The following is a 23113-nucleotide window of genomic DNA, read 5'->3' as shown; positions in this document are numbered from 1 at the left end:
CGCCGGTCGACCCGGTGGTCGACCGAGCGCCGTCCGGAGGCGACCCCTTCGTGGACCGGCCCCCGCCCGTCGATCCGTGGCCGGCCGGCCCGCCCTCACCGTTCCCACTTACCGAGAGGAACCCCCGTGCAGATCGCCGTCCTGCTCTACGACCGCTTCACCACCCTCGACGCCGTCGGCCCGTACGAGCTGCTCGCCCGCCTCCCCGGCGCCGAGACCGTCTTCGTGGCCAAGGAGGCCGGCCCGGTCCGCAACGACCAGGGCAGTCTCGCGCTCGTCGCCGACCGGAGCCTCGCCGAGGTCCCGCGCCCGGACGTCGTCCTGGTCCCCGGCGGTCCCGACGCGCGGGTCGCCATGAACGACCCGGAGATCCTCGACTGGCTCCGTACCGCCGACGCCACCAGCACCTGGACCACCTCCGTCTGCACCGGCTCGCTGATCCTCGCCTCGGCGGGCCTGCTGGAGGACCGCCGGGCGACCACCCACTGGCTCGCCTTCGACGAACTGCGGGCGCTGGGCGTCGAGCCCACCGGCGAACGGGTCGTCTCCGACGGCAAGTACGTCACGGCCGCCGGCGTCTCCTCCGGCATCGACATGGCGCTGCACCTGCTCGGCCGGATCGCCGGGGACGAGACCGCCCAGACGATCCAGCTCCTCACCGAGTACGACCCGCAGCCGCCGTACGACGCGGGCTCGCCGGAGAAGGCCCCGGCCGCGATCGTCGCGCACTGGCGCGGACGGCCCGTCGAGTCGCTCGCACGGGACTGACTCAGAGCCCGTACGTGAAGCGGGGCGCGCGGCGTTCGAGGAAGGCGGCGACGCCCTCGGCGGTGTCACCGCTGCCACGTGCCTGCTCCGCCCAGTGGGCGTCCCGGTCCAGGCGGCCGTCGGCGAACTCCTTGGCCGCCGCCTGGGTGAGCAGCGAGCGGGAGGCGAGCAGCCGGGCGAACTCGGCCACCCGCTTGTCCAGCGCGCCCGCCGGATGCAGCTCGTCCACGAACCCGGTCCGCAGCGCCCGCTCCGCCTCCATCAGCTCGCCGGAGAACAGCAGGTACTTGGCGGTCGAGGGGCCGACCAGGGCGGTGAGCCTGCGCGTCGAGGAGGAGGCGTAGACGATGCCGAGCTTCGAGGGCGTGATCCCGAAGCGGGCTCCCTCCTCGGCGAAGCGCAGGTCGCAGGCGGCGGCGAGTTGGCTGCCGCCCCCGACGCAGAAGCCCCGCACCGCCGCGACGGTCGGCTTGGGGAAGGCCGCGAGCGCCTCCTCGGCCCGTACCGCGAGGGCCTGCTGCTCGTCCCCGGGCTCCCGCAGCGCCGCGATGTCCGCCCCGGCGCAGAAGGTGTCGCCCTCGCCGGTGAGGACCAGCACCCGGACGGCCGGGTCGGCGGCGAGCCGCTCCAGAAGGGCGGGGAGGGCGCGCCACATGCCGACGCTCATGGCGTTGCGCTTGGCGGGGTTGGAGATGACGACGGTGGCGATCCCGTCCGTGACGCTGTCCTTCAGCTGCGGCTCCATGGGGCGGATGCTATCCGCCGGGCCCGAACGTACGATCAGGAAGGGGTCGCTCCGAGGAGGCGCCGCATGGCCGAGGAAGCCCGGGGGACACGAGCCGACCCCGATCCCGTCCGAGAGATGGCGCGCGAGGGGAAGAAGCTCAGCCGCGGCTTCAGCTGGCTCGCCGCGCTCGGCACCCTGCTCGTGATCGGCGGTGTCGTCGGCCTGGTCTACACGGGTGCCGCCACCCTGACCTCGATGCTGCTCTTCGGCTGGCTGCTGCTGATCGGCGGCGTCGTGGGGCTGCTCCAGGCCGTCCAGTCCCGCGGTACCAGCTACTTCTGGCTCGCCGTGGTGGTGGCCGCCCTGAACATCGCGGCCGGCGTCGTGGTCATCCGTCATCCGGAGGGCTCGGCGGAGGCGCTGACGATGTTCGCCGCCCTGCTCTTCCTCACCGGCGGGCTGTTCCGGCTGGTGGGCAGCGTGGTGGTGCGCGGGCCGCAGTTCGGCTGGACGCTGTTCCAGGGCGCCTTCGGGCTGCTGCTCGGTCTGCTGGTCCTGTTCGACTGGCCGCACAGCAGCCGGTACGTCCTCGGTGTCTTCTTCTCGCTCGCCCTGCTCTTCGACGGCCTGGGTCTGATCGCGATCGGGGTGGGCGGCAGGCGGATCGTCAGTATGGTGACTCCGTCGCCGCCGCCGGAGGGCCCACCTCCGGAATCCTCAGAAACCGCACAGGATCAGTCGAACAACTGACGTTGGCATACCCAGCCGATCAGAAGGTGGCCGATAGGTGTCGACTTCTGGTCAGTAGGCCGGTCCGCTCGCGCGTATTGCCAAGACTCGATCCGTGGCGAGAATCGAGCACGAGGGTGGGAACGGGACCGTGGAGACCCACGGGGGTGTCCCCGCCCGGCAACCTTCCTACGAAGGAGTCTGGCGCTTCACCGCTGCAGCGGTCGACGTCTCCGTCCCGCAGGCCCGGCACGCCGTGCGCGACCTGCTGGTCCGTCAGGGCGTCCCCGTCCGTGAGGAGATCATGGACGGCCTGCTGCTGATCGTCTCCGAGCTGGTGACCAACGCCGTGCGGCACGCGGCGCTGCTCTCCCCGGAGATAGCGGTGGAGGTCGCGATCGGCCCCGAATGGGTCCGGGTGTCCGTCGAGGACAACCACCCCTACCGCCCCAAGGCACTGGAGGCGGACTGGGGACAGACCGGCGGCCGGGGCCTCCTCCTGGTCCGCGAGATCGCCCAGGAGGCCGGCGGCGCCTGCGACGTCGAGCACACCGCGAGCGGCGGGAAGATCATCTGGGCGGCCCTCCCCCTGGGACCCGTCTGAGGAGTCCCTCCGGCCCCGGCCGCCTCCGGCCCCGAGGGCCGGAGGCGCGCCCGGAGCGCGGAGGCTCACCAGCCCCCGGACGGACCCGTCAGTTCCCTGATCGCCGGCCGCGCCGCGTCCAGGACCGTCATGAACCAGGCGGAGAAGGGCACGGCGGCGTGCCGCTCGACCAGCTCCTCGGCGGTCACGAAGTCGGTGGACTCGATCTCCTCCGGGTCCGGCCGCGGCGCGGCCTGCACGAGCCCGACGAAGAGGTGGTTGAACTCCTGCTCCACCAGGCCCGAGGCCGGGTCCGGGTGGTTGTAGCGGACGGTGCCGGCCTCCGCGAGCAGCGTCGGCGAGACGCCCAGCTCCTCGAAGGTCCGCCGGGCCGCCGCGGCGAACGGCGCCTCGCCCGGGTAGGGGTGGCCGCAGCAGGTGTTCGACCAGACGCCGGGGGAGTGGTACTTGCCGAGCGCCCGCCGCTGGAGCAGCAGCCGGCCCGACTCGTCGAAGAGGAAGACCGAGAAGGCGCGGTGGAGCTGTCCCGGCGCCTGGTGCGCGGCGAGCTTCTCCGCGGTGCCGATGGTCCTCCCCTCCTCGTCGACCAGTTCGAGCATGATCGGCGCCGGGGCTCCGGACGGCTGGACGCCGTTCGACGTGATCTCCGGCGAGATCTGAGCCGCGGGGGCTGGTGTGGTCGGCATACCCATCCTTCGCATCGGTCCTCGGCCCGGTGGGGCCCCCACAGTGTGCCGTACAAAAGCGGCTTGTCGGCACTTCGGCGTCCGGACGTGGCCGCTCCCACCGCACCGGAGTACAAGCGGTGCGGCGGGAGCGGTAGGGAGCCGAAGGGGCACTACACCCCGAAAGGTGCCGGATAGACGAGCGTGCCCGGCGGAACGGGCACGGAGCCGTCCAGGACGAGCGCCATCATCGCCTCGTCCGGAACCTCGAAACCTGGCTTGATTCCATACTCGGACGCCCGTACGAAACCGAACCGCGGGTAGTACTCCGGATGGCCCAGCACGAGCACGAGCGGCTCTCCCCGCAGCCGCGCCGCGTCGAGCACCGCCCGGACGACGGCCTGCCCGGCCCCCGTCCGCTGGTGGGCGGGCGCCACCGAGACCGGGGCCAGCGCGGCCGCGGGGACGCCGTCCACCAGACACCGGGTGATCAGCGCGTGCGCCGCGACCGTGCCGTCCGGGGCCTCGGCCACGTACGACAGGCCCGGCAGCCAGGCGTCGTCCCGCCGGAGCGCGTCGACCAGATCGGCCTCGGCCTGTGACCCGAAGGCCGTGGCCACGACCCGACGGATCGCCGCCGCGTCCGCGTCGGTCTCCGGCCGGGTGCTCCAGCGCGGATCGGCGGCCCGCAGGGCGAAGCCGGCGTACCCGTAGTCGGAGCCGTGCTCGCGCCGCAGCGCGATCTCGGCACGGGCCCCCGCCACCGCCTCGGCCATGCCGGGCACGGTGGTGTCCGCCGCGTCGGCGTGCGCGGCGAGCGGGACGTAGTACTCGTCCCAGTCGCTCTCGGGCTGCGGGACGGTCCCCAGGACGTGGTAGCCGGCCTCCACGGCCGCCGCCGCGTTCTCGGCGACGGTGCGCAGGGCGTAGTGGTCCTCCCAGAAGGCGCGGGCCGCCGGGCCCGGCTCCTCGGTGGTCCAGACGCACTCGGTGAGCACCAGCGTGCCCCCGGGGGCCAGGAGCCGGCGCCATTCGGCCAGCGCCCGGTCGAAGCCGAGGACGAAGACCGAGCTCTCCGCCCAGACCAGGTCGAAGGAGCCGTCGGGGAACGGCAGCGCGCCCATGTCGGCGTTCAGGGTGCGGACCGCGCCGTCCAGCCCGCGGGCGGCGGCGGTCTCCCGCAGCTCCGCGAGGAACGGTTCGTGCGTGTCGACGGCGGTCACCTCGGCGCCCGCCTCGGCGGCCAGGAGCAGCGCGGAGCGGCCGGGACCGCAGCCCAGGTCGAGCACGCGCGGACGTTCCGGAAGGCGCCCCGAGAGCGCGAGGAGCCGACGGGTGGTGGCGTCGGAGCCGGGACCCTGCCGCGGCAGGCCGTGGTGCAGGGCGAAGAAGGAGTCGTGCAGAGCGTTGTCGGACAACGTGGAAACCCTTTGGATGGAAGGGCCCCGGCCGACGACATGACGTACCGGCGGGAGAACCGGGATCAGGTCAGCCGGAGACCCGGAGGCTGAGGGACGACCGGGTGCTGCCGCACTGGGCAGCCTCCATCGCGACGGTCATCGACCTCAGCTCCTCTCCACACGCGTTCGTGCGATGAGACTAACAGCCGGCGCCGCTCAGAGGCAGAGCTTCGCCTCGTGCTCCGCGTGCCCGGCCGGCTCCAGCTGGAAGGTGCAGTGCTCCACGTCGAAGTGCGAGCCCAGGCAGCCCTGCAGGGCGTGCAGCATCTTCTCGTGCCCGACCGAGTCCAGCGCGTCCTGGTCGACGACCACGTGCGCGGAGAGGACCGGCATCCCCGATGTGATCGTCCAGGCGTGCAGGTCGTGGACGTCCTCGACGCCCGGCAGTGCCAGGATGTGCGCCCGTACCTCCGCCATGTCGACGCCCTTCGGAGCCGCCTCCAGGAGGACGTCCAGGGTCTCGCGCAGCAGCTTGACCGTGCGCGGCACGATCATCAGGCCGATCACGATCGAGGCGATCGGGTCCGCGTACTGCCAGCCCGTCGCCAGGATGATCGCGGCCGCGACGATCACGGTGACCGAACCCAGCGCGTCCGCGAGCACCTCCAGGTACGCCCCGCGCACGTTGAGGCTCTCCTTCTGGCCCCGCACGAGCAGCGACAGCGAGATCACGTTGGCCACCAGGCCGATCACCGCGAACGTGATCGCCAGGCCGCCCTTGGTCTCGGCCGGCTCGATGAACCGCTGGACCGCCTCGTACAGCACGTATCCGCCGACGACGAGCAGCAGCAGACAGTTGGCGAGCGCGGCCAGGATCTCGGCCCGGGCGTACCCGAAGGTGCGGTTCCCCGAGGGGGGCCGGTTCGCGAAGTGGATCGCGAGCAGCGCCATCGCGAGGCCGACCGCGTCGGTCGCCATGTGCGCCGCGTCCGCGATCAGCGCGAGCGAGTCGGCGGCCAGACCGCCGACGATCTCGATCACCATCACGGAGAGCGTGATGCCGAGTGCGATCCGCAGCCGGTTCTTGTACGCGGCGGCCGCCGTGCCCGTGGGCGGCGGGCCGCCGTGGCTGTGCCCGTGATCGTGTCCAGCCCCCATGACAAGGCCTCCCGGTCGTGTCGTCTGTGTGCCCCGGTTCGCAAGTGAACTACGGGAGGGGGGTATCTGCAACACGGCACTGAACACCGTTGTCATATGCTCTGACCTGCGACGACGCCGGAACGGCAGGGTGGTGGCGCCGACCTCCCGGAACGGGGTTTGTGGGACGGGCCGCCGATCACCGAGGATGATCCCCGCGGAACCCGGCGCACCCGGACGGACACGCAGGGTCCCGGGGGAGTCCTGTCGGCGAAGCCTCGGTGAACTCACGTTCCGTTCATCCGATAGCCTCAGCCGACGTGTCGCCGCCCGGTGCCGGGCCACACCGCCGCGCCCGGGGCCGCCATGGCCCCGCCGGCCCCTCCGTCAGCTCCAAGGAGTGAGTTCGTCTGTCGACCGCCATCCTCACCGGCCCGCCGGCACCCGGATCCTCGCTCGACGGCGATCTGCGGTCGCTCGGCTTCGACGTCCGGATCGCCTCCGGCGCCGAGGAGGCCGCCGCCCTGCTGGCCGCCGTCCCGGCGGGCGAGCGCGTCGCGCTCGTCGACCCCCGGTTCGTCGGCCACCTGCACGCGCTGCGCCTCACCCTGACCGACCCCCGCTTCCCCGCGGCCGCCGCCCCCGGCGCGCTCACCGCCCAGCACGAGGCCCGCCCCGCGCTCGCCCGCGCTCTGGAAGCGGTCTCCACGGCCGCCGGGGCCGCCGCCGGCAGCGGCACGCTCACCGACGCGCACGGCCTCACCGAATCCCTCGCCGAGGCCCTCGACGCCGACGGCGTCGCCGTGCACCGGCCCCAGCTCGGCACCCTCGTCGCCACCGTGCCCACCGACGCCGAGGCCCGCCACGAGGCCCGCGCCGCCGTGGAGGCCGTCGACGACGAGGCCGTACGCCTGCGCTCGGCCGTCAAGGCGCACGACGGCTTCTTCACCACCTTCTTCATCAGCCCGTACTCGCGCTACATCGCCCGCTGGTGCGCGCGCCGCGGCCTCACCCCGAACCAGGTCACCACCGCCTCGCTGCTCACCGCCCTGATCGCGGCCGGCTGCGCGGCCACCGGCGTCCGCGGCGGCTACGTCGCCGCCGGCGTCCTCCTGATCGTCTCCTTCGTCCTCGACTGCACGGACGGGCAGCTCGCCCGCTACGCGCTCAAGTACTCGACGATGGGCGCCTGGCTCGACGCGACCTTCGACCGGGCCAAGGAGTACGCCTTCTACGCGGGCCTCGCCCTCGGCGCCGCCCGCAACGGCGACGACGTCTGGGCGCTCGCCCTCGGCGCCATGGTCCTCATGACCTGCCGGCACGTCGTGGACTTCTCCTTCAACGAGGCCAACCACGACGCGACGGCCAACACCAGCCCGACCGCGGCCCTCTCCAGCCGGCTCGACAGCGTCGGCTGGACGGTCTGGGTCCGCCGCATGATCATCCTGCCGATCGGCGAGCGCTGGGCGATGATCGCCGTCCTCACCGCCGCCACCAGCCCCCGGATCGTCTTCTGGGCCCTGATCGTCGGCTGCGCCTTCGGCGCCTGCTACACCACGGCGGGGCGCGTCCTGCGCTCCCTGACCCGCAAGGCGAAGCGGACGGACCGGGCGGCCCAGGCGCTGGCGGACCTGGCGGACTCGGGGCCGCTGGCCGAGCTGGGCGCCAAGGCCGGACGGCGGCCGGGCGTCCGACCGTTCGCTCCTTTGCTGTTCGCGCTGTTCGGTGCGGCTCTCCTGCTTGCGTTCGCCTGGATGGAGCCGTTCGGCAGCCCGTTCACGGTCGTGGCCGCCGCCGTGTACGCGGTCTTCGCCGGCGGCGCCGTCGCCCGCCCGCTCAAGGGCGCCCTCGACTGGCTCGTGCCGCCCGTCTTCCGCGCCGCCGAGTACGGCACGATCCTGATCCTCGCGGCGAAGTCGGACGCCCCGCAGGCGCTCCCCGCCGCATTCGGGCTGGTCGCGGCCGTCGCCTACCATCACTACGACACGGTGTACCGCATTCGCGGAGGCACCGGCGCGCCGCCCGCCTGGCTGGTGCGCGTCACCGGCGGACACGAGGGGCGCACGCTCCTGGTGACCGCTCTCGCCGCCCTGCTGGCGGACCGCGGCGACGACTTCGCCCTGGCACTGACCGCGACGGCGGTCGCCGTCGCGCTGGTGGTGCTCGTGGAGTCCATCCGCTTCTGGGTCTCCTCCGGAGCACCCGCCGTTCACGACGAAGGAGAAACAGCATGATCGGCCTCGTACTGGCAGCCGGTGCCGGACGGCGTCTGCGCCCCTACACCGACACCCTTCCGAAGGCCCTCGTGCCGGTCGACGGTGACACCACCATCCTCGACCTCACGCTGAAGAACTTCGCCGAGATCGGCCTCACCGAGGTCGCGATCGTCGTCGGCTACCGCAAGGAGGCCGTCTACGACCGCAAGGACGCCCTGGAGGCCAAGTACGGCCTCGAGATCACCCTCGTGGACAACGACAAGGCCGAGGAGTGGAACAACGCCTACTCCCTGTGGTGCGCCCGCGAGGTCCTCAAGCGCGGTGTGATCCTCGCCAACGGCGACACCGTTCACCCGGTCTCCGTCGAGAAGACCCTGCTCGCCGCCCGCGGCAACGGCCAGAAGATCATCCTTGCCCTCGACACGGTGAAGAACCTCGCCGACGAGGAGATGAAGGTCATCACCGCCGAGGACAAGGGCGTCCAGCGCATCACCAAGCTCATGGACCCGGCCACCGCCACCGGTGAGTACATCGGCGTCACCCTCATCGAGGCCGAGGCCGCCGAGGAGCTCGCCGACGCCCTCAAGGCCACCTTCGAGCGCGACCCCGACCTCTACTACGAGGACGGCTACCAGGAGCTCGTCAACCGCGGCTTCACCGTCGACGTGGCCCCCATCGGCGACGTCAAGTGGGTCGAGATCGACAACCACGACGACCTCGCGAAGGGCCGTGAGATCGCGTGCCAGTACTGACCCGGCTGATCCCCTCGCCGGTCGTCGTCGACATCCGCCGGGGAGCGCTGGACGACCTGTCCGCGCTCCTCGCGGACCAGCGGATCTCCAGCAACGGCAAGATCGCCGTCGCCATCAGCGGCGGCTCGGGCCTCAAGCTGCGCGACCACTTCGCCCCCGAGCTGCCGGGTGCCGACTGGTACCCGGTCTCGGGCGGCACGATCGACGAGGCCGTCAAGCTCGCGGACGCCATGCGCGGCAAGCGGTACGACGCCGTGGTCGCCCTCGGCGGCGGCAAGATCATCGACGTGACCAAGTACGCGGCGGCCCGGGTCGGGCTGCCGCTGGTGGCCATCGCCACCAACCTGTCGCACGACGGGATCTGCTCGCCGATCTCCACCCTGGACAACGACAACGGCCGCGGCTCGTACGGCGTCCCCACCCCGATCGCGCTGGTCATCGACCTCGACGTGATCCGGGACGCCCCCGTGCGGTACGTCCGCTCCGGCATCGGCGACGCGATCTCCAACCTCTCCGCCATCGCGGACTGGGAGCTCTCGCACCGCGAGACCGGCGAGAAGGTCGACGGCCTCGCGGCCGCCATGGCCCGCAGCGCCGGCGAGGCCGTGCTCCGCCACCCCGGCGGCGTCGGCGACGACGACTTCCTCGTGACCCTCTCCGAGGGCCTGGTGATGTCCGGCATCGCCATGTCGATCAGCGGTGACAGCCGCCCCTCCTCGGGCGCCTGCCACGAGATCAGCCACGCCTTCGACCTGCTCTTCCCGACCCGCGCCGCCAGCCACGGCGAGCAGTGCGGTCTCGGCGCGGCCTTCGCCATGCACCTGCGCGGCGACCGCGACGCGTCCGCCCTGATGGTCGAGACCCTTCGACGGCACGGGCTCCCCGTCCTGTCGGAGGAGATGGGCTTCACCGTGGACGAGTTCGTCCAGGCGGTGTCCTTCGCCCCGCAGACCCGGCCGGGCCGCTTCACCATCCTCGAACACCTCGACCTGTCCGACGACGAGATCAGGGACGCGTACGCCGACTATGCCAAATCCATCGGTAGCTGAGGTCCGTCCGGCGCGGAAGCCCTCGGTGGCGGAGCTCCGCCCGGTCGTCCACCCCCCGGGCGTGAAGGACCGGCGGAGCGGCGAGCACTGGGGCGGCCGCCTGTACATGCGGGAGATCTCGCTCAGGATCACCCGACAGCTCGTGGGCACCAGGATCACGCCGAACCAGCTGACGTACGTCATGACGCTCGCGGGCGTCCTCGCCGCACCGGCCCTGCTGGTGCCCGGGATCCCGGGGGCGCTGCTCGGCGCGCTCATGGTCCAGCTCTACCTGCTGCTCGACTGCGTCGACGGCGAGGTGGCCCGCTGGAAGAAGCAGTACTCGCTGGCCGGCGTCTACCTGGACCGGGTCGGCGCCTACCTGTGCGACGCGGCCGTCCTCGTCGGCTTCGGACTGCGCGCCGCCGACCTGTGGGGCTCGGGCCGGATCGACTGGCTGTGGGCCTTCCTGGGCACGCTCGCCGCGCTCGGCGCGATCCTGATCAAGGCCGAGACCGACCTCGTCGGCGTCGCCCGCCACCAGGGCGGACTGCCGCCGGTCAAGGAGGCGGCGTCCGAGCCGCGCTCCTCCGGCATGGCGCTGGCCCGCCGGGCCGCCGCCGCGCTCAAGTTCCACCGGCTCGTCCTCGGCATCGAGGCCTCGCTGCTCGTCGTGGTCCTGGCGATCGCGGACCAGGCCAGGGGAGACCTCTTCTTCTCCCGGCTCGGTGTCGCCGTCCTCGCCGGGATCGCCCTGCTCCAGACCGTGCTGCACCTCGTGTCGATCATGGTCTCCAGCAGGCTGAAGTGAGGCCGGCCGTGAGTACGCCGCTCAGGGTGGGCGCCGTCATCATCACGATGGGCGACCGCCCCGACGACCTGCGCGCGCTCATCGAATCGGTCGCCGCGCAGGAGGGCGACCCGGTCGCGGTCGTCGTCGTCGGTCAGGGCACCCCGGTCACCGGGGTGCCCGACTGGGTGAGGACCGTCGACCTGCCCGAGAACCTCGGCATCCCCGGCGGCCGGAACGTCGGCATCGAGGCCTTCGGCCCCGGCGGCACCGACGTCGACGTCCTGCTCTTCCTCGACGACGACGGGCTGCTCGCCCACCGGGACACCGTCGAGCTGGTCCGGCAGGCCTTCACCGCCGACCCGCGCCTCGGCATCGTCAGCTTCCGGATCGCCGATCCGGAGACCGGGGCCACCCAGCGCCGGCACGTGCCCCGGCTCCGCGCGGCCGACCCGATGCGCTCCTCGCGGGTGACCACCTTCCTCGGCGGCGCCAACGCCGTCCGCACCAAGGTCTTCGCCGAAGTCGGCGGTCTGCCGGACGAGTTCTTCTACGCGCACGAGGAGACCGACCTCGCCTGGCGCGCGCTCGACGCCGACTGGATGATCGACTACCGTTCCGACATGGTGCTGTTGCACCCCACCACAGCCCCGTCCCGGCACGCCTCGTACCACTTCAACGTGGCCCGCAACCGAGTGTGGCTGGCACGTCGCAATCTGCCCGCGCCCCTGGTGCCGGTCTATCTCGGCGTCTGGCTCCTGCTCACCCTGGCCCGGCGGCCCTCGCCCTCCGCGCTGAAGGCGTGGCTCGGCGGATTCCGCGCGGGCTGGACGACCCCCTGCGGACCGCGCCGCCCCATGAGGTGGCGTACGGTGTGGCGCCTGACCCGGCTGGGTCGCCCCCCGGTCGTCTGACATCGTGGTACTCCACGTGCCGCGCATCTTGAACACGAAAGTTTCGACTGTGAGTGACACACACCTGGGCGGGGCGGTCGCGACGAGCGCGCCTCCGTCCTCCGTCGACGAGGGCCTGGAGCCGGCCGCCCTCGCCGCGAAGTACGGCCTCGCCGTCAGCGGCGCCCGGCCCGGCCTGTTCGAGTACGTCCGCGATCTGTGGAGCCGTCGCCACTTCATCCTGGCCTTCTCCTCGGCGAAGCTGACCGCCCAGTACAGCCAGGCGAAGCTGGGCCAGGTGTGGCAGGTGGCGACCCCCCTGCTGAACGCCCTGGTCTACTACCTGATCTTCGGGCTGATCCTCGGCGCCGGTAAGGGCCTGAGCAAGGACGTCTACATCCCGTTCCTGGTCACCGGCATCTTCGTGTTCACCTTCACCCAGAACTCGGTGATGGCGGGCGTCCGGGCCATCTCGGGCAACCTCGGCCTGGTCCGGGCCCTGCACTTCCCGCGCGCCACCCTCCCGATCTCCTTCTCGCTCCAGCAGCTCCAGCAGCTGCTGTTCTCGATGATCGTGCTCGTGGCGGTCGCGCTCTCCTTCGGCAGCTACCCCTCCCTCCGGTGGCTGCTGGTGGTCCCGGCGCTGCTCCTGCAGTTCGTGTTCAACATCGGACTGGCCCTGATCATGGCCAGGATGGGCGCCAAGACGCCGGACCTCGCCCAGCTGATGCCGTTCGTCATGCGCACGTGGATGTACGCGTCCGGCGTGATGTTCTCGATCCCGGCCATGCTGGCGGACAAGCCGGCGTGGATCGCCGACGTCCTCATGTACAACCCGGCTGCGGTCTACATGGACCTGATCCGCTACTCCCTCATCGAGGGCTACGGCGCCGAGAACCTGCCGTCGCACGTCTGGATGACCGCCCTCGCCTGGGCCCTCGTCTTCGGCATCGGCGGCTTCGTCTACTTCTGGAAGGCCGAGGAGAGGTACGGCCGTGGCTGACACGAACCGGGACCGCGTCCCCACCGTCATCTGCGACGACGTCCACATCGTCTACCGGGTCAACACCGGAGGCGGGGGCAAGGGCAGCGCCACGGCGGCGCTCAGCCGGATCGTCGGCCGCGGCAAGGCCGAGGTCTCCCGGGGCGTCCGCAAGGTCCACGCCGTCCGCGGCGTCACCTTCACCGCCTACCGGGGCGAGGCCATCGGCCTCATCGGCACCAACGGCTCCGGCAAGTCCACGCTCCTGCGCGCCATCGCCGGCCTGCTCCCCACCGAGAGCGGCAAGGTCTACACCGACGGGCAGCCCTCGCTCCTGGGCGTCAACGCGGCCCTCATGAACGACCTCACCGGCGAGCGCAACGTGATCCTGGGCGGCCTCGCCATGGGCATGAGCCGCGAGGAGGTGCGCTCCCGCTACGAGGACATCGTCGACTTCTCCGGCATCAACGAGAAGGGCGACTTCATCAGTCTCCCCATGCGGACGTACTCCTCCGGCATGGGCGCCCGGCTCCGTTTCGCCATCGCGGCGGCCAAGAACCACGACGTCCTCCTCATCGACGAGGCGCTCGCGACCGGTGACCGCAAGTTCCAGATCCGCTCCGAGGAGCGCATCCGCGAGCTCCGCAAGGAGGCCGGCACGGTCTTCCTGGTGAGCCACAGCAACAAGTCCATCCGGGACACCTGCGACCGGGTGCTCTGGCTGGAGAAGGGGCAGCTCCTGATGGACGGCCCCACGGAGGAGGTCCTCAAGGCGTACGAGCGCGAGACCGCGCGCTAGTCTCCACCGCGTCTGCGGAGCCCCTGCCGGATTCATCCGGTAGGGGTTCCTCCGTTTTCCGCGCGTCGCGCCCCCACCTGGAATGTTCATGCGGTTAACTTCGGGCAGGATGGGCGCATGGCAGCGATCTCGGCGGGAAAGACCTACCATCACGGCGATCTGCGCAACGCGTTGATCTGCGCGGCCGTCGACCTCGCCACCGAAGGCGGCCCCGAGCGGGTCGTCCTGCGCGAGGCGGCCCGCCGGGTCGGCGTCTCGCCCACCGCCGCCTACCGGCACTTCGACGGGCGCGGCGAACTCCTCCGCACCGTCCGGGCCCATGCCCGGCGGGAACTCGCCGCCTCCATGGAGCGGGCCGCCGCCCGCGAGCCCGGCGCCGACGACCCCGTCCTCGCCGCCGAGCGCCGGGTCGTCGCCCTCTGCCGGGGATACGTCGGCTTCGCCGTGGAGCAGCCCGGCCTCTACCGGGCCGCGTTCTGCGTCCCCCGCCCCGCCGCCGCGGGCGAGCCCACGCCCGCCCGGCCGTCCGCCGAGCCCGAGATCCGCGCGTTCACCCTGCTCAGGGAGGCGCTCGAAGCGCTCGCCCGGCCGGGCACCGCACGGCCCGGCGCCCGCCCCGCCACCGCCGCCGCGGCGTGGTCGGCCGTGCACGGACTGTCACTTCTCCTGGTCGACGGGCCCCTCCGCCGTCTCACCGCACAGGGCCGGAGTGTGGTCGTCGAGGCGACCCTCGCGATGGTGGTTTCCGGCGCGGCCACCGACTGATCCCGAACTCCCTTGCGGGGACTGCGGGTTGGCGGCCGGTGCGGACTCCGTACGGGTGAGGCGCGCGACGCCCGCCACCCCGGAACGGCGAAGGTCGTCGTACAACGTAAGCTGGACCGGTCTGTTTCGCGGCAAGTAGGGCGATACCCCGCGGCCATCGGGCCCGCCGTGGCGGACCTTACGGGCAGGGGTCGGCGGCGTGTCCGAAATAGGATGGATTGGATCGGCAGTGTAGAACGGGAGTCGTGACGGCCATGACGCAGAATCTCCAGCTCCACGAGGGTGTCGCCGTCCCTCCGTCAGGAACCGCCCAGTGACGGAGACCCGGCAGGCGCAGATCGACGCCTCCTCGCGCACCACGCTCGGCAAGGCCGCGGACGAGAACTTCCCCGTGGCCCCCTTCTTCCTGCCCCGTGCCTGGCGCGACGACCTCATGGCCGTCTACGGATTCGCCCGGCTCGTCGACGACATCGGCGACGGCGACCTCGCCCCCGGCGGCGCCGACGCCCGCCACCTCGGCGTCGGCCCCGGGACCGCGGACGACCGGGTCGCCCTCCTCGACGCCCTGCAGGCCGACCTCCAACGGGTCTTCGACTCCACCCCGCACCACCCCCTGCTGCGGGCCCTCCAGCCGACCGTCCGGCGCCGCGGGCTCGCCCCCGCGCCCTTCCTCGGCCTGATCGCCGCCAACCGGCAGGACCAGCTGGTCCGCCGCTACGAGACGTACGACGACCTCCTCGCGTACTGCGAGCTCTCCGCCAACCCCGTCGGCCGGCTCGTCCTCGCCATCACCGGCACCGACACCCCCGAGCGGATCCGGCGCTCCGACGAGATCTGCACCGCCCTGCAGATCGTCGAGCACCTCCAGGACGTCGCCGAGGACCTCGCCCGCGACCGGATCTACCTGCCGGCCGAGGACCTCGAGCGCTTCCACGTCACCGAGCGCGACCTCGCCGCGCCCACCGCCGGCGCCTCCGTGCGGGCCCTGATCGCCTTCGAGGCCGAGCGGGCCCGCGCGCTCCTCCACGCGGGCACCCCGCTCGTCGGCAGCGTCCACGGACGGCTCCGCCTCCTCCTCGCCGGCTTCACCGGCGGGGGACTCGCGGCGCTCGACGCGATCACCGACGCCGGGTACGACGTGCTGACCGGCCCACCGAAGGCCACCAAGCCGAGCCTGATGCGCCAGGCGGGAGCGGTTCTGCTCCGGGCGCGGAGAGAGGGGTGAGCGCGACCGTGGAGGCCCAGCACCAGCCGTCCGCACCGGTCCAGGCCGCCTACAGCTACTGCGAGGCGGTCACCGGCCAGCAGGCCCGCAACTTCGCCTACGGGATCCGGCTGCTCCCCGCCGAGAAGCGACAGGCGATGTCCGCGCTGTACGCCTTCTCGCGGCGCGTCGACGACATCGGCGACGGCACGCTCGCGCCCGAGGAGAAGCGGGAGCGGCTCGAAGCCACCCGTGACGTCCTCGACCGCGTCCGCAAGGGCCTGGTCGAGGAGGACGACACCGACCCCGTCGCCGTCGCCCTCGCCGACTCCGCCCGCCGCTTCCCGATCCCGCTCGACGGCCTCGACGAGCTCATCGACGGCGTCCTCATGGACGTGCGCGGCGCGACCTACGAGACCTGGGACGACCTCAAGGTCTACTGCCGCTGCGTCGCCGGCGCGATCGGCCGGCTCTCCCTCGGCGTCTTCGGCACCCAGCCCGGCGCCCAAGGCGCCGACCGGGCACCCGAGTACGCCGACACCCTGGGCCTCGCGCTCCAACTCACCAACATCCTCAGGGACGTACGGGAGGACGCCGGGAACGGGCGCACCTACCTGCCCGCCGACGACCTCGCCAAGTTCGGCTGCGGAGACGGCTTCGGCAGCGTGACCCCGCCCCCCGGGGCCGACTTCGCCGGGCTCGTCCACTTCGAAGTGCGGCGCGCCCGCGCCCTGTTCGCCGAGGGCTACCGGCTCCTCCCGATGCTCGACCGGCGCAGCGGCGCCTGCGTCGCCGCCATGGCCGGCATCTACCGGCGCCTCCTCGACCGGATCGAGCGCGACCCCGGGGCCGTCCTGCGCGGCCGCGTCTCGCTGCCGGGCCGCGAGAAGGCGTACGTCGCGGTGCGCGGCCTCTCCGGCCTCGACACCCGCCACATCGCCCGGCGCACCGCCAGGAGGCGCGCCTGATGCGCCCCTGCGCCCCCGCCCGCCGGGCAACCCCCGGCGCCGCCCCGGCGTCCCTGCCCGGGGCACTCCCGAATCCGACCACGACGACCCGAACGGAGGCGGCGTGAACCACGAAGGAACCGAGCGGAACACCCCGCCGGGCGCTGATGCCGCTCCGGGCACCGGTCCGGCTGCGCCCCTCACGGCCGCCGGGCCCGTCGTCGGCACCGGACCGGACGAGACCGTCGCCGGCACCGGCTCCCTCCCGGGCAAGGGTTCCGTCTCCCGTGCCGGTGCGGACGCGCCTGTCCCGGGCAAGGGTTCCGTCTCCCGTGCCGGTACGGACGCGCCCGCCCGCGGCACCGGGACCGGCTCCCGTACCGGTGCGGACGCGCCGGCCGCCGGCACCGGTACCGGCGGTGGCCCGCGGCCCCGTGCCGTCGTCGTCGGCGGCGGCCTCGCCGGCATCACCACCGCGCTCCGGCTCGCCGAGAACGGCGTCCACGTCACCCTGCTCGAAGGCCGGCCCCGGCTCGGCGGCCTCGCCTTCTCCTTCCGCCGCGGCGACCTGACCGTCGACAACGGCCAGCACGTCTACCTGCGCTGCTGCACCGCCTACCGCTGGTTCCTCGACCGGGTCGACGGCGCCCACCTCGCCCCCCTCCAGGACCGCCTCGACGTCCCCGTACTCGACGTCGGGCACCCCCGCGGCCCCCGGCTCGGCCGGATCCGCCGCGACGACCTCCCCGTACCGCTGCACCTCGCGCGCAGCCTCGCCACCTACCCGCACCTCTCCCTCGCCGAGCGTGCCTCCGTCGGCCGGGCCGCGCTCGCCCTGAAGAGGCTCGACCCCGCCGACCCGGCGCTCGACGGCATCGACTTCGCCACCTGGCTCGGGCGGCACGGACAGTCCCCGCGGGCCGTCGAGGCCCTCTGGGACCTCGTCGGCGTCCCCACCCTCAACGCCCCCGCCCCGCAGGCCTCCATGGGGCTCGCCGCGATGGTCTTCAAGACCGGCCTCCTCTCCGAGCCCGGCGCCGCCGACATCGGCTGGGCCCACGTCCCGCTCGGCGAACTCCACGACACCCGGGCCGCGAAGGAGCTCGACGCCCTCGGCGTCCGCACCCTGCTCCGCACCAAGGCCGAGCGGATCTCCCGCACCGACGACGGGCGTTGGACCGTCGACGTGCCGGGGGAGCGGATCGAGGCCGACGCCGTCGTCCTCGCCGTCCCGCAGCACGAGACCCACGGCCTGCTCCCCGAAGGCGCCCTCGACGACCCCGACCGGCTCCTCGACATCGACACCGCCCCCATCCTCAACCTGCACGTCGTCTACGACCGCAAGGTGCTGAAGCGGCCCTTCTTCACCACGCTCGGCTCCCCCGTGCAATGGGTCTTCGACCGCACGGACTCCTCCGGACTGCTGAGGGGCGGGCCCGAAGGGCCCTCGGACACGGGTGGGCGACGGGTGGGCCAGTACCTCGCCGTCTCCCAGTCCGCCGCCCAGGACGAGATCGACGAACCCGTCGCCGCCCTGCGCGCCAAGTACCTCCCCGAGCTGGAGCGGCTCCTGCCCGCCGCCCGCGGCGCCGGGGTCCGCGACTTCTTCGTCACCAGGGAGCGGACGGCCACGTTCGCCCCCGCCCCGGGCGTCGGCCGGCTCAGGCCCGGCGCCCGCACCAGGGCCCCGGGGCTGTACCTGGCCGGGGCCTGGACCGCCACCGGCTGGCCCGCGACCATGGAGGGTGCCGTCCGCAGTGGATTCAGCGCCGCGGGCGCCGCGCTCTCCGCCCTCGGCCGCCGCCATGACCATCCGCTGCAGGAGGCGGTATGAGTGTGAGTACCGGAACAAGAGGAGAGACCGTGCCGACAGTGCAGCCGGGACATCCGGCCGTCGACACCGCGGACGTGTCCGCACTGCTGGAGCGGGGGCGGACCCTGTCCACCCCCGTACTGCGGGCGGCCGTCGACCGCCTCGCGCCGCCCATGGACACCGTGGCCGCCTACCACTTCGGCTGGATCGACGCGCGGGGCAACCCCGCCGAAGGCGACGGCGGCAAGGCCGTCCGTCCGGCGCTCGCCCTGCTGTCGGCCGAGGCCGCGGGCGCCGCGCCCGAGGTCGGGATCCCCGGCGCCGTCGCCGTGGAGCTCGTGCACAACTTCTCGCTGCTCCACGACGACCTGATGGACGGCGACGAGCAGCGCCGCCACCGCGACACGGTGTGGAAGGTGCACGGCCCCGCGCAGGCGATCCTGGTCGGTGACGCCCTCTTCGCCCTGGCCAACGAGATCCTGCTCGAACTCGGCACCGTCGAGGCCGGCCGCGCCACCCGCCGGCTGACCACGGCCAGCCGCAAGCTCATCGACGGGCAGGCCCAGGACATCTCCTACGAGCACCGCGAGCGGGTCACCGTCGAGGAGTGCCTGGAGATGGAGGGCAACAAGACGGGCGCCCTGCTCGCCTGCGCCGTCTCCATCGGCGCCGTCCTCGGCGGGGCCGACGACCGCACCGCCGACAAGCTGGAGGAGTACGGCTACCACCTCGGCCTCGCCTTCCAGGCCGTGGACGACCTGCTCGGCATCTGGGGCGACCCGGAGGCCACCGGCAAGCAGACCTGGAGCGACCTGCGCCAGCGCAAGAAGTCCCTCCCGGTCGTCGCCGCCCTCGCCGCGGGCGGCCCGGCCTCCGAGCGGCTCGGCGAGCTGCTCGCCGCGGACGCCAAGTCCAGCGACTTCGACACCTTCTCCGAGGAGGAGTTCGCCACCCGCGCGGCCCTCATCGAGGAGGCCGGAGGACGCGAGTGGACCTCCCAGGAGGCCCGCCGCCAGCACGCCGTCGCGATCGAGGCCCTGAACGAGGTGGACATGCCCGCCCGCGTGCGGGCGCAGCTCGTCGCACTGGCCGACTTCGTGGTCGTACGGAAGAGATGATCACCATCACCCTGATATGAGTTCGCGGTCGCCGGCCGGCGCCACCCGGTGCCGGCCGACGGCAGACCCGCAGGAGCAGAAGGAACCGACTGCACGAAGGGGAAGCCATGACAGCGACGACCGACGGAAGCGCCGGGGCCGTGGGCCCCCGGGCAGCCACGGCCAGCAAGACGAAAGACACCGACGCCTCCGCGTCCGGCCTCGACGGCGCCGCCGCACGGGCCGCCGAACGGGCCGTCGAGCACCTGCTCGCCCGGCAGGACCCGGCCGGCTGGTGGAAGGGCGACCTGGAGACCAACGTCACCATGGACGCCGAGGACCTGCTCCTCCGCCAGTTCCTGGGCATCCTCGACGCCGACACCACCCGCGCCGCCGCGCTCCACATCCGCCGCCGGCAGGGCGAGGACGGCGCCTGGGCCACCTTCTACGGCGGACCGGGAGAGCTCTCCGCCACCGTCGAGGCCTATGTGGCCCTGCGGCTCGCCGGAGACCCGCCCGAGGCCCCGCACATGGCCCGCGCCTCCGCCTGGGTCCGCGCCCGGGGCGGGATCGCCGCCGCCCGGGTCTTCACCCGGATCTGGCTGGCCCTCTTCGGCTGGTGGCGCTGGGAGGACCTGCCCGAGCTGCCGCCGGAGCTGCTCTTCCTGCCGAAGTGGTTCCCCCTCAACATCTACGACTTCGGCTGCTGGGCCCGGCAGACGATCGTGCCGCTCACCGTGGTCTCCGCGAAGCGCCCGGTCCGGCCCGCGCCCTTCCCGCTGGACGAGCTGCACACCGACCCGGCGCGGCCGAACCCGCCCCGGCCGCTCGCCCCGGCCACCGGCTGGGACGGGATCTTCCAGCGGCTCGACAAGGCACTGCACGTCTACCACCGCTTCGCCCCCCGCGCGCTGCGCGGGACGGCCATGAACGTCGCCGCCCGGTGGATCGTCGAGCGCCAGGAGAACGACGGCTGCTGGGGCGGCATCCAGCCACCCGCCGTCTACTCGGTCATCGCCCTCCACCTCCTCGGCTACGACCTCCGGCACCCGGTCATGCGGGCCGGCCTGGAATCCCTCGACCGGTTCGCCGTCTGGCACGAGGACGGCTCGCGGATGATCGAGGCCTGCCAGTCGCCCGTCTGGGACACCTGCCTCGCCACCATCGCCCTCGCCGACGCGGGGCTCCGCCCCGACCATCCGGCGCTCGTCCGGGCCGTGGACTGGATGCTCGACGAGGAGGTCACCCGGACCGGGGACTGGGCGGTGCGCCGGCCCGGACTCCCGCCGGGCGGCTGGGCGTTCGAGTTCCACAACGACAACTACCCCGACATCGACGACACCGCCGAGGTCCTGCTCGCCCTGCGCAGGGTCGAGCACCCCGACCCCGCCCGGGTGGAGGCGGCCATCGGCCGGGGCGTCCGCTGGACGCTCGGCATGCAGTCGCGCAACGGCGCCTGGGGAGCCTTCGACGCCGACAACACCAGCGCCTTCCCCGACAAGCTGCCGTTCTGCGACTTCGGCGAGGTCATCGACCCGCCCTCCGCCGACGTCACCGCCCACGTGGTGGAGATGCTCGGGTACGAGGGCATGGCCGACGACCCGCGTGCCCGCCGGGGCATCGAGTGGCTGCTCGCCGAGCAGGAGCCCAACGGCGCCTGGTTCGGCCGCTGGGGCGTCAACCACGTGTACGGCACGGGCTCGGTGCTCCCCGCGCTCACCGCCGCCGGACTGCCGGGCTCCCACCCGGCGATCCGCCGGGCCGTCGCCTGGCTCGCGACCGCGCAGAACGACGACGGCGGCTGGGGCGAGGACCTCCGCTCGTACAAGGAGGAGGAATGGGTCGGGCGCGGCCCCTCCACCGCCTCCCAGACGGCCTGGGCGCTGATCGCCCTCCTCGCCGCCGGCGAGCGCGACTCCGAGCCCGTCCGCCGGGGCGTCGCCTGGCTGGTCGAGACCCAGCGGGAGGACGGCTCCTGGGACGAGCCGTACTTCACCGGCACCGGCTTCCCCTGGGACTTCTCCATCAACTACCACCTCTACCGGCAGGTGTTCCCGCTCACGGCGCTCGGGCGCTACGTGCACGGGGATCCCTCGCCGCGCAAGGCGGACTGATGGGTCGCGAGCCCGGCCCGGACGCCGGCCCGCCACTGCTGATCGCCTGCGCGCTCGGCATCGAGCAGTTCGCCCTGCGCAGCGGGGAGCGGGGCGGCGCGCCCGGCCCGGTGACCGTGCTGCGCACCGGCATGGGGCCGGACCGGGCCCGCCGGGCGGTGTCCCGGGTGCTCGGCGAGGAGCCCTGGCGGGACGCCGCGGTGATCGCCTCCGGCTTCTGCGCGGGCCTCGCCCCGGGCATGCACCCGGGGGACCTGATCGTCGCCGACGAGACCCGCGGCCCCGACGGCACGACCCTCTGCACAGGGACGGAGCTCCTGGTGAGGGCCCTGGCCAAGACGGTGCCCGGGCGCGCCGTCCACACCGGGCCGCTGATCGGCTCCGATCACGTGGTGCGCGGTCCCGAGCGGGCCGCGCTGGGCGCCGGCGGTGCGATCGCCGTCGACATGGAGTCGGCCGCCACGCTCCGTACCGCGACGTCGTGTGGACCCCGCCCGGTTGCGGCCGTCCGGGTGGTCGTGGACGCTCCGGAACATGAACTGGTCCGGATCGGCACGGTACGCGGGGGAATATCAGCCTTCCGTGTTCTTCGTGCCGTCCTTCCCGCTTTCTTCGAATGGCACCGTTCTTCGCTGCTCCCCAGGAGGTGAACGAGTTATGGCCATGCCGCTCCGTCAGTCCGTCCGGGTCGGGACCTACCTCTTCGAACAGAAGCTCCGCAAGCGGGACAAGTTCCCGCTGATCGTCGAGCTGGAGCCGCTCTACGCCTGCAACCTCAAGTGCGAGGGCTGCGGAAAGATCCAGCACCCGGCGGGTGTCCTCAAGCAGCGCATGCCGGTCGCCCAGGCGGTCGGCGCGGTCCTGGAGTCCGGCGCGCCCATGGTGTCCATCGCGGGCGGCGAGCCCCTGATGCACCCCCAGATCGACGAGATCGTGCGCCAGTTGGTGGCCCGGCGGAAGTACGTCTTCCTCTGCACCAACGCGCTGCTGCTGCGCAAGAAGCTGGAGAAGTTCACCCCCTCCCCGTACTTCGCCTTCGCCGTCCACATCGACGGACTGCGGGAGCGGCACGACGAGTCCGTCGCCAAGGAGGGCGTGTTCGACGAGGCGGTGGCGGCCATCAAGGAGGCCAAGCGGCGCGGCTTCCGGGTCACCACCAATTCGACCTTCTTCAACACCGACACCCCGCAGACCGTCATCGAGGTGCTCAATTTCCTCAACGACGACCTCCAGGTCGACGAAATGATGATCTCGCCCGCCTACGCCTACGAGAAGGCCCCCGACCAGGAGCACTTCCTCGGCGTCGAGCAGACCCGCGAACTCTTCAAGAAGGCCTTCGCCGGCGGCAACAGGCGCCGCTGGCGGCTCAACCACTCGCCGCTCTTCCTGGACTTCCTGGAAGGAAAGGCCGACTTCCCCTGCACCGCCTGGGCCATTCCCAACTACTCCCTCTTCGGCTGGCAGCGTCCCTGCTATCTGATGAGCGACGGATACGTCCCCACGTACCGCGAACTCGTCGAGGACACCGACTGGGACAAGTACGGCCGCGGCAAGGACCCGCGCTGCGCCAACTGCATGGCGCACTGCGGCTACGAGCCCACCGCCGTCCTCGCCACCATGGGCTCCCTCAAGGAGTCCCTGCGCGCGATCCGGGAGACCGTCTCCGGGAACGACGGGTGAGTG

The 23113-nt window shown here is 72.7% G+C and carries 22 protein-coding genes; 18 read left to right on the top strand and 4 right to left on the bottom strand.

The genetic code is table 11. From position 1 onward, the window contains the following. Positions 1-126: 126 nt before the first annotated feature. Positions 127-768, top strand: coding sequence for a DJ-1/PfpI family protein (locus K7G60_RS16355; protein ID WP_225801635.1), 642 nt, complete (start codon positions 127-129; stop codon positions 766-768). 1 nt (position 769) lies between these two features. Here K7G60_RS16355 and K7G60_RS16350 read toward each other — a convergent pair whose 3' ends face one another. Further along, positions 770-1513 carry an enoyl-CoA hydratase/isomerase family protein gene (locus tag K7G60_RS16350; protein ID WP_225801634.1) on the bottom strand — a complete coding sequence of 248 codons (744 nt, stop codon included), beginning with the start codon at positions 1511-1513 and terminating at the stop codon, positions 770-772. 66 nt (positions 1514-1579) lie between these two features. Here K7G60_RS16350 and K7G60_RS16345 point away from each other — a divergent pair, with 66 nt between their 5' ends. Then, entirely contained in the window at positions 1580-2245 is a 666-nt protein-coding gene (locus tag K7G60_RS16345; protein ID WP_225801633.1) for an HdeD family acid-resistance protein, read from the top strand. Positions 2246-2375: 130 nt separating this feature from the next. Then, positions 2376-2828, top strand: coding sequence for an ATP-binding protein (locus K7G60_RS16340; RefSeq protein ID WP_030686739.1), 453 nt, complete (start codon positions 2376-2378; stop codon positions 2826-2828). Positions 2829-2893: 65 nt separating this feature from the next. Here the strand turns inward: K7G60_RS16340 and idi are convergent, their stop codons facing one another. The 3 genes from idi to K7G60_RS16325 all read right to left on the bottom strand — a co-directional run bounded on the left by idi (position 2894) and on the right by K7G60_RS16325 (position 6051). Then, complete coding sequence (gene idi, locus K7G60_RS16335; RefSeq protein WP_374115635.1) at positions 2894-3514, bottom strand: isopentenyl-diphosphate Delta-isomerase; 621 nt, start codon at positions 3512-3514, stop codon at positions 2894-2896. Between the two features lie 152 nt (positions 3515-3666). Further along, positions 3667-4911, bottom strand: coding sequence for a bifunctional class I SAM-dependent methyltransferase/N-acetyltransferase (locus K7G60_RS16330; RefSeq protein WP_225801632.1), 1245 nt, complete (start codon positions 4909-4911; stop codon positions 3667-3669). A 198-nt stretch (positions 4912-5109) separates the two neighbouring features. Beyond that, positions 5110-6051 (bottom strand): cation diffusion facilitator family transporter, encoded by a 942-nt coding sequence (locus tag K7G60_RS16325; RefSeq protein ID WP_225801631.1) that lies wholly within the window; start codon positions 6049-6051, stop codon positions 5110-5112. 389 nt (positions 6052-6440) lie between these two features. Here K7G60_RS16325 and K7G60_RS16320 point away from each other — a divergent pair, with 389 nt between their 5' ends. From K7G60_RS16320 to hpnH, 15 genes are all read left to right on the top strand, one after another. Next, entirely contained in the window at positions 6441-8264 is a 1824-nt protein-coding gene (locus K7G60_RS16320) for a DUF5941 domain-containing protein (protein WP_225801686.1), read from the top strand. Beyond that, complete coding sequence (locus K7G60_RS16315) at positions 8261-8998, top strand: sugar phosphate nucleotidyltransferase (RefSeq protein ID WP_225801630.1); 738 nt, start codon at positions 8261-8263, stop codon at positions 8996-8998. Before K7G60_RS16320 ends, K7G60_RS16315 begins: the two co-directional genes overlap by 4 nt. After that, positions 8986-10047: an iron-containing alcohol dehydrogenase family protein gene (locus K7G60_RS16310; protein WP_225801629.1), complete on the top strand. Its 1062-nt coding sequence runs from the start codon at positions 8986-8988 to the stop codon at positions 10045-10047. Before K7G60_RS16315 ends, K7G60_RS16310 begins: the two co-directional genes overlap by 13 nt. Then, on the top strand, positions 10025-10837 hold the full coding sequence (locus K7G60_RS16305; RefSeq protein WP_225801628.1) for a CDP-alcohol phosphatidyltransferase family protein: 813 nt from the start codon (positions 10025-10027) through the stop codon (positions 10835-10837). Before K7G60_RS16310 ends, K7G60_RS16305 begins: the two co-directional genes overlap by 23 nt. A 47-nt stretch (positions 10838-10884) precedes the next feature. Continuing rightward, positions 10885-11730: a glycosyltransferase family 2 protein gene (locus tag K7G60_RS16300; RefSeq protein ID WP_225801685.1), complete on the top strand. Its 846-nt coding sequence runs from the start codon at positions 10885-10887 to the stop codon at positions 11728-11730. 49 nt (positions 11731-11779) lie between these two features. Continuing rightward, the gene (locus K7G60_RS16295; RefSeq protein WP_225801627.1) at positions 11780-12712 is read left to right on the top strand and encodes an ABC transporter permease; all 933 of its coding nucleotides are present in this window, start codon (positions 11780-11782) and stop codon (positions 12710-12712) included. Continuing rightward, positions 12705-13490 carry an ABC transporter ATP-binding protein gene (locus tag K7G60_RS16290; RefSeq protein ID WP_225801626.1) on the top strand — a complete coding sequence of 262 codons (786 nt, stop codon included), beginning with the start codon at positions 12705-12707 and terminating at the stop codon, positions 13488-13490. The genes K7G60_RS16295 and K7G60_RS16290 overlap by 8 nt, the downstream gene beginning before the upstream one ends. A 117-nt stretch (positions 13491-13607) precedes the next feature. Beyond that, positions 13608-14255: a TetR/AcrR family transcriptional regulator gene (locus tag K7G60_RS16285; protein WP_225801625.1), complete on the top strand. Its 648-nt coding sequence runs from the start codon at positions 13608-13610 to the stop codon at positions 14253-14255. Positions 14256-14568: 313 nt separating this feature from the next. Then, the gene (gene hpnC, locus K7G60_RS16280) at positions 14569-15480 is read left to right on the top strand and encodes a squalene synthase HpnC (RefSeq protein WP_225801624.1); all 912 of its coding nucleotides are present in this window, start codon (positions 14569-14571) and stop codon (positions 15478-15480) included. Next, positions 15477-16427: a presqualene diphosphate synthase HpnD gene (hpnD, locus tag K7G60_RS16275; protein ID WP_225801623.1), complete on the top strand. Its 951-nt coding sequence runs from the start codon at positions 15477-15479 to the stop codon at positions 16425-16427. The genes hpnC and hpnD overlap by 4 nt, the downstream gene beginning before the upstream one ends. A gap of 103 nt (positions 16428-16530) precedes the next feature. Further along, complete coding sequence (hpnE, locus tag K7G60_RS16270) at positions 16531-18240, top strand: hydroxysqualene dehydroxylase HpnE (protein ID WP_225801622.1); 1710 nt, start codon at positions 16531-16533, stop codon at positions 18238-18240. Further along, positions 18237-19337 (top strand): polyprenyl synthetase family protein, encoded by a 1101-nt coding sequence (locus K7G60_RS16265; protein ID WP_225801621.1) that lies wholly within the window; start codon positions 18237-18239, stop codon positions 19335-19337. The genes hpnE and K7G60_RS16265 overlap by 4 nt, the downstream gene beginning before the upstream one ends. Before the next feature lie 107 nt (positions 19338-19444). Then, a complete protein-coding gene (shc, locus tag K7G60_RS16260; RefSeq protein WP_225801620.1) occupies positions 19445-21430 on the top strand; it encodes a squalene--hopene cyclase in 1986 nt (661 codons plus the stop codon). Continuing rightward, positions 21430-22080, top strand: coding sequence for a 1-hydroxy-2-methyl-2-butenyl 4-diphosphate reductase (locus tag K7G60_RS16255; protein WP_225801619.1), 651 nt, complete (start codon positions 21430-21432; stop codon positions 22078-22080). Before shc ends, K7G60_RS16255 begins: the two co-directional genes overlap by 1 nt. Before the next feature lie 7 nt (positions 22081-22087). After that, complete coding sequence (gene hpnH / locus K7G60_RS16250; protein ID WP_225801618.1) at positions 22088-23110, top strand: adenosyl-hopene transferase HpnH; 1023 nt, start codon at positions 22088-22090, stop codon at positions 23108-23110. Positions 23111-23113 lie beyond the last annotated feature (3 nt).

The organism is Streptomyces sp. NK15101, from assembly GCF_020400725.1.
Classification (GTDB): Bacteria; Actinomycetota; Actinomycetes; order Streptomycetales; family Streptomycetaceae; genus Streptomyces.
The sequence above is the reverse complement of the archived record's forward strand: the minus strand, read 5'-3'. Positions and strand labels throughout refer to the sequence as shown.

What these genes read in the sequence shown, in the direction of transcription:
- K7G60_RS16350 (WP_225801634.1), bottom strand. Translation starts at nt 1,513, where the DNA reads ATGGAGCCGCAGCTGAAGGACAGCGTCACGGACGGGATCGCCACCGTC.
- K7G60_RS16345 (WP_225801633.1), top strand. Translation starts at nt 1,580, where the DNA reads ATGGCCGAGGAAGCCCGGGGGACACGAGCCGACCCCGATCCCGTCCGA.
- idi (WP_374115635.1), bottom strand. Translation starts at nt 3,514, where the DNA reads ATGCCGACCACACCAGCCCCCGCGGCTCAGATCTCGCCGGAGATCACG.
- K7G60_RS16325 (WP_225801631.1), bottom strand. Translation starts at nt 6,051, where the DNA reads ATGGGGGCTGGACACGATCACGGGCACAGCCACGGCGGCCCGCCGCCC.
- K7G60_RS16315 (WP_225801630.1), top strand. Translation starts at nt 8,261, where the DNA reads ATGATCGGCCTCGTACTGGCAGCCGGTGCCGGACGGCGTCTGCGCCCC.
- K7G60_RS16305 (WP_225801628.1), top strand. Translation starts at nt 10,025, where the DNA reads ATGCCAAATCCATCGGTAGCTGAGGTCCGTCCGGCGCGGAAGCCCTCG.
- K7G60_RS16300 (WP_225801685.1), top strand. Translation starts at nt 10,885, where the DNA reads ATGGGCGACCGCCCCGACGACCTGCGCGCGCTCATCGAATCGGTCGCC.
- K7G60_RS16285 (WP_225801625.1), top strand. Translation starts at nt 13,608, where the DNA reads ATGGCAGCGATCTCGGCGGGAAAGACCTACCATCACGGCGATCTGCGC.
- K7G60_RS16265 (WP_225801621.1), top strand. Translation starts at nt 18,237, where the DNA reads ATGAGTGTGAGTACCGGAACAAGAGGAGAGACCGTGCCGACAGTGCAG.
- shc (WP_225801620.1), top strand. Translation starts at nt 19,445, where the DNA reads ATGACAGCGACGACCGACGGAAGCGCCGGGGCCGTGGGCCCCCGGGCA.
- K7G60_RS16255 (WP_225801619.1), top strand. Translation starts at nt 21,430, where the DNA reads ATGGGTCGCGAGCCCGGCCCGGACGCCGGCCCGCCACTGCTGATCGCC.
- hpnH (WP_225801618.1), top strand. Translation starts at nt 22,088, where the DNA reads ATGGCCATGCCGCTCCGTCAGTCCGTCCGGGTCGGGACCTACCTCTTC.